At 71.7% G+C, this 7,295-nt stretch carries 7 protein-coding genes; 5 read left to right on the top strand and 2 right to left on the bottom strand.

The features are described 5' to 3' along the window. Positions 1–182 precede the first annotated feature (182 nt). Entirely contained in the window at positions 183–536 is a 354-nt protein-coding gene (locus ACZ4FV_RS51205) for a hypothetical protein (protein ID WP_395874720.1), read from the bottom strand. Between the two features lie 53 nt (positions 537–589). Between ACZ4FV_RS51205 and ACZ4FV_RS51200 the strand changes: the two genes are divergently transcribed. The 4 genes from ACZ4FV_RS51200 to ACZ4FV_RS51185 all read left to right on the top strand — a co-directional run bounded on the left by ACZ4FV_RS51200 (position 590) and on the right by ACZ4FV_RS51185 (position 3,748). After that, positions 590–1,252: a response regulator gene (locus tag ACZ4FV_RS51200; RefSeq protein ID WP_395874718.1), complete on the top strand. Its 663-nt coding sequence runs from the start codon at positions 590–592 to the stop codon at positions 1,250–1,252. 337 nt (positions 1,253–1,589) lie between these two features. Beyond that, positions 1,590–1,817 carry a hypothetical protein gene (locus ACZ4FV_RS51195; protein ID WP_465328252.1) on the top strand — a complete coding sequence of 76 codons (228 nt, stop codon included), beginning with the start codon at positions 1,590–1,592 and terminating at the stop codon, positions 1,815–1,817. After that, entirely contained in the window at positions 1,807–2,937 is a 1,131-nt protein-coding gene (locus tag ACZ4FV_RS51190; RefSeq protein WP_395874714.1) for an acetate/propionate family kinase, read from the top strand. Before ACZ4FV_RS51195 ends, ACZ4FV_RS51190 begins: the two co-directional genes overlap by 11 nt. A 163-nt stretch (positions 2,938–3,100) precedes the next feature. Beyond that, complete coding sequence (locus ACZ4FV_RS51185; protein ID WP_395874712.1) at positions 3,101–3,748, top strand: hypothetical protein; 648 nt, start codon at positions 3,101–3,103, stop codon at positions 3,746–3,748. Between the two features lie 363 nt (positions 3,749–4,111). Here ACZ4FV_RS51185 and ACZ4FV_RS51180 read toward each other — a convergent pair whose 3' ends face one another. Next, positions 4,112–6,475 (bottom strand): phosphoketolase family protein, encoded by a 2,364-nt coding sequence (locus tag ACZ4FV_RS51180; RefSeq protein WP_395874710.1) that lies wholly within the window; start codon positions 6,473–6,475, stop codon positions 4,112–4,114. A gap of 254 nt (positions 6,476–6,729) precedes the next feature. Between ACZ4FV_RS51180 and ACZ4FV_RS51175 the strand changes: the two genes are divergently transcribed. Further along, positions 6,730–7,203: a hypothetical protein gene (locus tag ACZ4FV_RS51175; RefSeq protein ID WP_402241984.1), complete on the top strand. Its 474-nt coding sequence runs from the start codon at positions 6,730–6,732 to the stop codon at positions 7,201–7,203. Positions 7,204–7,295 lie beyond the last annotated feature (92 nt).

The raw sequence follows: 7,295 nt of genomic DNA, 5'->3' as shown, positions 1-7,295 counted from the left end.
CAGGACGGCCTCCAGCAGCCCGTTCACCCGATCCCGGGTCGCGCGGACCACCTCCACGTGCGCCTGGAGCTCGTCCAGCAGCTCGTCCAGGCGCATACGCGGCAGTGCCGGTCGCTCGTCCGACGCCACAACCACTCCTCCAAGCATCGGTTACCCGCGGAAACGCTTTCGGGCCCATGGTGTCAAACCCTGGTGGGCCCGTCTGCCCCTCGCCACATGGACACCATCGTGATTCCGGGAAGCGGCGTCGTCGAGGGGATCGGGTGCTCGGTCCGATCCGCGACCTCGCCGCGGTGTGGGCCCTGGATCCGCCGGGTCTCGAACAGCACACCGCCGGACACGCCCTCGCCGGGACCGAGACCACCTTCGTCGTCCCCGAAACCGACGTGATCGCGGCAGGGGAGGAACTCCTGAAGCACCGCCGCGACGCCCTGTTCGTCGTGGACGCGGACGGCACGGTGATCCGCGTCCCGACCGGCCGCGATCTGTCGACCGTTCTCCCGGGGCTGCACCGCCCGCGCTACGGTGACGGGCACGGGCGTCTTCGACGTCCGACCATGGAGTCACGACTGACCTTCGGAGGAGGGCCGTGCCGACACCGCCCATCCGCGTGTTCCTGCTCGACGACCACGAGGTGGTCCGCAGGGGCCTCGCCGACCTGCTCGGCGGCGAATCCGACATCGAGATCGTGGGCGAGTCGGGCTCCGCCGCCGAGGCCACGCGGCGCATCCCGGCGCTGCGTCCGGACGTCGCGATCCTGGACGGACGCCTGCCCGACGGCAGCGGCATCGACGTGTGCCGCGAGGTGCGTTCCCGCTTTCCCGAGATCAACGCGCTGATCCTGACCTCCTACGACGACGAGGACGCGCTGTTCGCGGCGATCATGGCGGGCGCGGCCGGCTACGTGCTCAAACAGGTCCGCGGACAGGACCTGATCGCGGCCGTGCGTGCGGTGGCCGCCGGCCAATCCTTGCTGGACCCGGCGGTGACCACGCGCGTCCTGGATCGGGTACGCAAGGGACCCACCGCCGAACCCGGCCCCACCGGGCTGAGCGAACGCGAGAAGCAGGTGCTGGAGCACATCGCGCAAGGCCAGACGAATCGCGAGATCGCCGAGAGCCTCGGCCTGGCGGAAAAGACCATCAAGAACTACGTCTCGGCGGTACTGAGCAAGCTCGGCTTGGAGCGCCGCGTCCAGGCCGCCGTCTACGCGACCGAGTTGCACCAGGACGCCGAGCGACACAGGACCTGAGACGACGGGCCCGAGTGCCCCGGCGGACGCGTCGATGTCCTCGGAGCCGACAGCGGGTCCGAGGACGTCCGGGTTCGGCGCGCCGGTCCGTATGGGCGGGCGGACACCTTCAGCGTGCCGCCGCCGATCCCGGGTAGGGCCGCGCTACCCGAGGCGCAGGGCCGTTCGGCCCGGGCGTGCCGGCGTGAAGTGCGCTGTCCTGGGAAGCGTCTCGATGCCCGGATCTCAGGAGGCGGTTGCCGTGTTCCTCTTCGCACACCCCGGAACGACCCCCACGTCCGCGCGCCGTCGCCTCGTCGGTCGCCGCACGAAGGCGTGCACGCTGTACTTGCGCTCGATGGACATCGGACTCCCACCGGGCGCGGCCACCTCGTCGCCGGCGCTGATGTCCCTGGTCCTGGCCGACCTCGAATGGTGCGTACGCGAAGCCGAAACGCACGCCGCACGGCGCCCGTGGTGGCGACCCGTCGCGCGTTGGTACGGGCGTCCGATGGACGCGGCACTCGCCGCCGATCGCGAGCGGCTGCGCGCCCTGGCCGACACGGTGGTGCGCGATGCCTGCTGACGCAGCCTCTTCCACGAGCGCCGTCGCCTGCGGGCGTGTCCTGGTCGTCAACGCCGGCTCGTCCAGCCTGAAGCTGTCGGTCGTCGAGCCGGACGACACCATCGCGTGCACCTCGAACCTGAGCTGCGCCGAAACGATTCCACCCGAGGAGATCGCCGAGTTCGTGCGCGCGGCCGGGACCGTCGACGCCGTCGGACACCGGATCGTGCACGGCGGCGCGGAGTTCACCGGCCCGGCACGACTGGATCCGCGGGTGTACGCGCGGATCGCCGCGCTGCGCCCGCTCGCGCCTCTGCACCAAGGCCGGGCGATCGCCGGCATCGACGCGATCGGTGAGCTGTGTCCGGAACTGCCCGCGGTCGCCTGCTTCGACACCGCCTTCCACCACACGCTCCCCGCCGAGGCGAGCACCTACGCGCTCCCCGAGGCGTGGCGCGCCGAATGGGGCCTGCGCCGCTACGGCTTCCACGGGCTCTCGCACGCGTACGCCGGGGCCCGAGCATGCGAACTGACCGGTCTGGAACCCTCGTCGGCGCGTGTGGTCAGCTGCCATCTCGGCGCCGGGGCGTCGCTGGCCGCGATCCGGGGCGGGATCTGCGTCGACACCACGATGGGCTTCACGCCGACCGAGGGCCTGGTGATGGCCACCCGCGCCGGCGACCTGGACCCGGGCATGCTCGTGTGGCTGCTTCGTAACGGCATCGAACTGGACGAGCTCGAGCGGGTGTTGGAGCACGGGGCGGGCCTGAGCGCGCTGGCCGGGCACGGCGGCGACATGCGCGCGATCCGGACGGACGCCGACGCGGGAGATCCACGCGCCCGGCTCGCGCGCGGGATCTACGCCTATCGGGTGCGCACCAGGATCGCCGCCATGGCCGCCGCGATGGGCGGCCTGGACGTCCTGGTCTTCACCGGCGGTGTGGGCGAGCACGACGACACGCTGCGCGCCGACGTCGCCGCCGAACTGCGCTTCCTGGGGGTGCGTGTGAACCTCGAGGCCAACGCCCGGACACGGGCCGATGCCGAGATCGGCGAGGCGGGCGCGCAGGTACGCACCGTGGTCGTCACCGCCGGCGAGGATGTGTGGATCGCGCGCGAAACCCGCGAGGCGGCGAGCTGAAGCCTGCGGCGCCACGGTGCGCGCCACCCGGAGTGGGCCGGCGCGCGCGCACACGCGAGGGGGCGGGCCGCAGGTCCGAACGAGTCATCCCCGGAGAGGCGTTCGGCCCTGTCCCGATCCCCGGGGGAGCGGACAGTCTGGGACGCGACCCAGGGGAGGGATCGTGCACCGACGGGGACTGAAGATCGTGATCACCGAGTCGCACTCGGGCGGATGCCGGCAGGTGGCGACGGATCTGGCCGAGGCCGGACACACCGTGCTGCGCTGTCACGAGAAACCGGGGGCGGAACCGGAGGAGCCCTGTGTGGCGTGGGCGGCCGGACGCGGTTGTCCCCTGCTCGCCCCGGACATCGACGTCGTCGTGGACGTGCGCGCGAACGCGGGGCCGCGGACCGAGCGCGAGCAGGGGGCGATGTGCGCGCTCGTGGCCGGAGTTCCACTGGTGGTCTGCGGACCCGTCGACACACACGACGCGATGCTCGCGCGCGCGGACGTCGTGTGTCGCCGAACCGACGTCGAGTCGGCCTGTCGCACGGCGTTCTCCCCGGTGGGCCCCACCGCCCACCGCGTGGTGACCCGGGCCGTGTCCCTCGCGCTCGCCGGCGTGACCGCCCCCGCCGACGTGCACGTCGACCTGACGGTGCGCGAGGGCATGGTCCTCGCGGACGTCACGGTCGGGGCGTCCCCGACGGCCACCGCCGTCCGCCGCGTCCGAGGTGCCGTTCGACGGGCCCTGGCCCCCTTCACGCCGACGTGGCCGTACACACCCGTGACGCTGTACCACCGAACGCCGACGGCCGGTCGTGGGTGACCGCGGGGTGCCTTGCCGTGCAACCTCCGCGGCGGCAGGGAGCTTTCGGCCCCGCGAGGGCCCGACGGTCAACCCCCGGGGAGCGGCGACAGCCGGTCGCCGCTTCGTGGCGTGACTGTTTCCGCCGAACGCCCGAACCCGATCACCGGGTTCGCACGTTCGGCGGTGCGCGGGATCAGGCGTTCGGCGTGGGGACGAATACCACCGGGGGTGCTGCCGTGGCGCAGGCAGTACCCGCCGATGGGGCCGGCGGAGCAGCCGGCGGCCGGGTGTCGGGCGGGACCACGTGCCGGGGCCCGCGAAGGACTCGGCGACGCGTCCCGATGCGGGTGGCGCGGACTCCGGTGCGGGCCCCGGCGTGGGTCAGCGGCCGGCAGGCGGGTCGTTCGGCCAGGTCCAGTCGCGGACTTCGGGCATGTCCTCGCCGTGGTCGAGGATCCAGGCGTGGTGCCGGGTGCGTGCGTCGGCCATGGCCTGACGCACCGTCGCGGCGCGCGAACCCAGTCCGGGGACGCGGTCGATCACGTCGATCACGCGTTGGTAGCGGTCCATGTCGTTGAGGACGACCATGTCGAACGGGGTCGTCGTGGTGCCGTATTCCTTATATCCGCGTACGTGCAGTTGGTCGTGGTTGTGGCGGCGGTAGGCGAGGCGATGGATCAGCCACGGGTAGCCGTGGTAGGCGAAGATGACCGGAACGTCCGTGCCGAACAGCGCGTCGTACTCCGTGTCGGGCATGCCGTGCGGGTGTTCGCTCTCGGGGGTCAGCCGCATCAGGTCGACCACGTTGACCACGCGCACCCGCAGCTCGGGCAGGTGTCGGCGGAGCAGGTCGACGGCGGCGAGGGTTTCCAGGGTGGGTACATCTCCGGCGCAGGCCAGGACAACCTGCGGGTCGCCGTCGTCGTTGGAGGCCCATTCCCAGACCCCGGCTCCGCGGGTGCAGTGCAGGACGGCCTCGTCCATGGTGAGCCAGTCGGGGTTGGGCGTCTTGCCGGCGACGATCACGTTGACCAGGCCGCGGCTGCGCAATACGTGGTCGCTCACCGAGAGCAGGGTGTTGGTGTCCGGCGGCAGGTAGACGCGGACGACCTCGGGTCGTTTGTTGATCACGTTGTCGACGAAGCCGGGGTCCTGGTGGGAGAAGCCGTTCTGGTCCTGGCGCCAGACGTGGGAGGTGAGGAGGTAGTTGAGCGAGGCGATGGGTGGGCGCCAGCCGATCTCGCGACAGGCGTGCAGCCATTTGGCGTGCTGGTTGAACATGGACGAGACGATGTGGGTGAAGGCTTCGTAGCAGGAGAAGACGCCGTGCCGCCCGGTCAGGAGATAGCCCTCGAGCATGCCCTGGCAGGTGTGTTCGGAGAGGATCTCCACGACCCGGCCGTCGGGCGCCAGGTGGGTGTCGAGGTCGGTGATCGGTTCCTGCCAGGCCTTGGCGGTCGCGCCGTAGACGGCGCCGAGTCGGTTGGACTCGGTCTCGTCCGGGCCGAACAGCCGGAAGTCGCGTCGGGTCGCCGTGCGGGCGAAGACTTCGCGCAGGTACTCGCCCAGGGCCCGGGTCGGCTCCGACGAGGACGCGCCGGGTTCGACCACCTTGACGGCGAAGGCGTTCGGGTCGGGCAGCGGCAGGTCCCGCAGTACGGTGCCCCCGTTGGCCTCGGGTACGGCGCCCAGGCGGGTGTCGCCGGCGGGCACGTTGGCGAGCACGATCGGGGTGGGCCGGCCGCCCTCGTCGAAGAGTTCGTCGGGCCGGTAGGAGCGCATCCACGTCTCGAGCAGGGCCAGGTGCTCGGGGTTCTCGCGTACTCCTGCCAGTGGAACCTGGTGCGAGCGCCACGTGCCCTCGACGGGCAGGTCGTCCACGGCAACCGGTCCGGTCCAGCCCTTGGGGGTGCGCAGGACGAGCACCGGCCACCTCGGGCGCCCCTGCGCGGTCGCCTTGAGCCGGGTGATGTCGTCGAGCGCCTCCTCCAGCGCGGCGGCGAACGCGGCGTGTACGCGGGCGGGTTCGTCGCCCTCGACGTGGATGGGGCGCCATCCGTAGCCGGTCAGCAGCGCGTCCAGTTCCTCGCGCGGCATCCGGGCGAGGAGCGTCGGGTTGGCGATCTTCCAGCCGTTCAGGTGCAGGATCGGCAACACCGCGCCGTCGGTACGGGGGCTGAGGAACTTGTTGCCGTGCCAGGACGCGGCGAGCGGCCCGGTCTCGGCCTCGCCGTCGCCGATCACACACGCCACGACCAGATCGGGGTTGTCGAAGGCGGCGCCGAAGGCGTGCGAGAGGCTGTAGCCGAGTTCGCCGCCCTCGTGGATGGAGCCCGGTACGCCGGGGGCGATGTGGCTGGGGACGCCGCCCGGATAGGAGAACTGGCGGAAGAGCGCGACCATGCCGTCCGCGTCTTGGGGGACGTTCGGGTAGCGCTCGCTGTAGGTGCCGTCCAGCCACGACGCGGCGAGTGCGGAGGGGCCGCCGTGGCCGGGGCCGGTGACGTGCAGGGCGTGCGTGCCGCGTTCGCGGATGACCCGGTTCAGGTGGGCGTAGATCAGGTTCAGGCCGGGGGAGGTGCCCCAGTGCCCGAGCAGGCGCGGCTTGATGTGTTCGGGGCGCAGGGGTTCGGTCAGAAGCGGGTTCCCACTCAGGTAGATCTGGCCCACCGCGAGGTAGTTCGCCGCCCGCCACCATGCGTCGACCGTGGTCAGGTCCGGACTTTCGGGAATCGCCATCGTCATCGGTCTTCCTCTCGTGCGTCGTCTGAACTCCGCTCGTTCCCACGCTCGCGCCGACCACGCGTGGCGTGAAGGGCCGAACGGCCCTACGGCACAAAGCCGTCAGGGACTGTCGGGGGAGGCGGCCGAACCTGTGCTCCCGCGTTTCGCGCCCAAATTGAGGTCGAGACCTGTCCGGCTTCACCAGGCGGGTCGGGACGCCGGCCGCCCGCGAGGCCGTCGGGTGGGTGGTGCGTCGGCCGGTCGAGCCCGGCCGCTTGCGTGACCTTCGTGACTTCACGAGCTTCACGGTCTACGACATGCCCGCCGGCGTCTGGGTGCCTTGCTTCAAGGCCGGACCGGCACGGAACCCCGCCGGCACGTTCGGCGTCGGGTACGAAAGCACCGGCCACTGCGGTCTCGGCCGCTGGCACGCCTCGTTCACGGCCGCCTACGCATGGGACGGCACAGCCTGGCGCGGCGCCTGGGTGGGTTCCAACAACGAGTGGCTCCCCGCCCCTTCGGCCGCCTCCACCGACAGCCCCTCCGCGAGCAGCACGCCGAAGCCGAAGATCAGCGCAGCCGACGCCCTCAAGCGCGGCGAGGTACGCCTGGGCAGCCCCGATGGCCCCAAGGTCACGGCCGCCGAACTCCACAAGCCGCCCTCCGTACGCGGCGACGCGCCCGTCGAGCCCGTCGAGCCCGTGGCCTCCGACGGCACACACACCGTGTGGACGCTCACCGCACGATAGGGACCACCGAAAGCCGCGCGGCCCCGGCCCTCGCCGGGGGGTTTCGGGGCTTTGGCCAGTACTCCAGGGGGAAAACCGGGGTTACCCGCAAA

The organism is Embleya sp. NPDC025285 (assembly GCF_055558835.1).
Note: the sequence above shows the minus strand (reverse complement) of the source record. Positions and strands in the feature narration are given on the sequence as shown.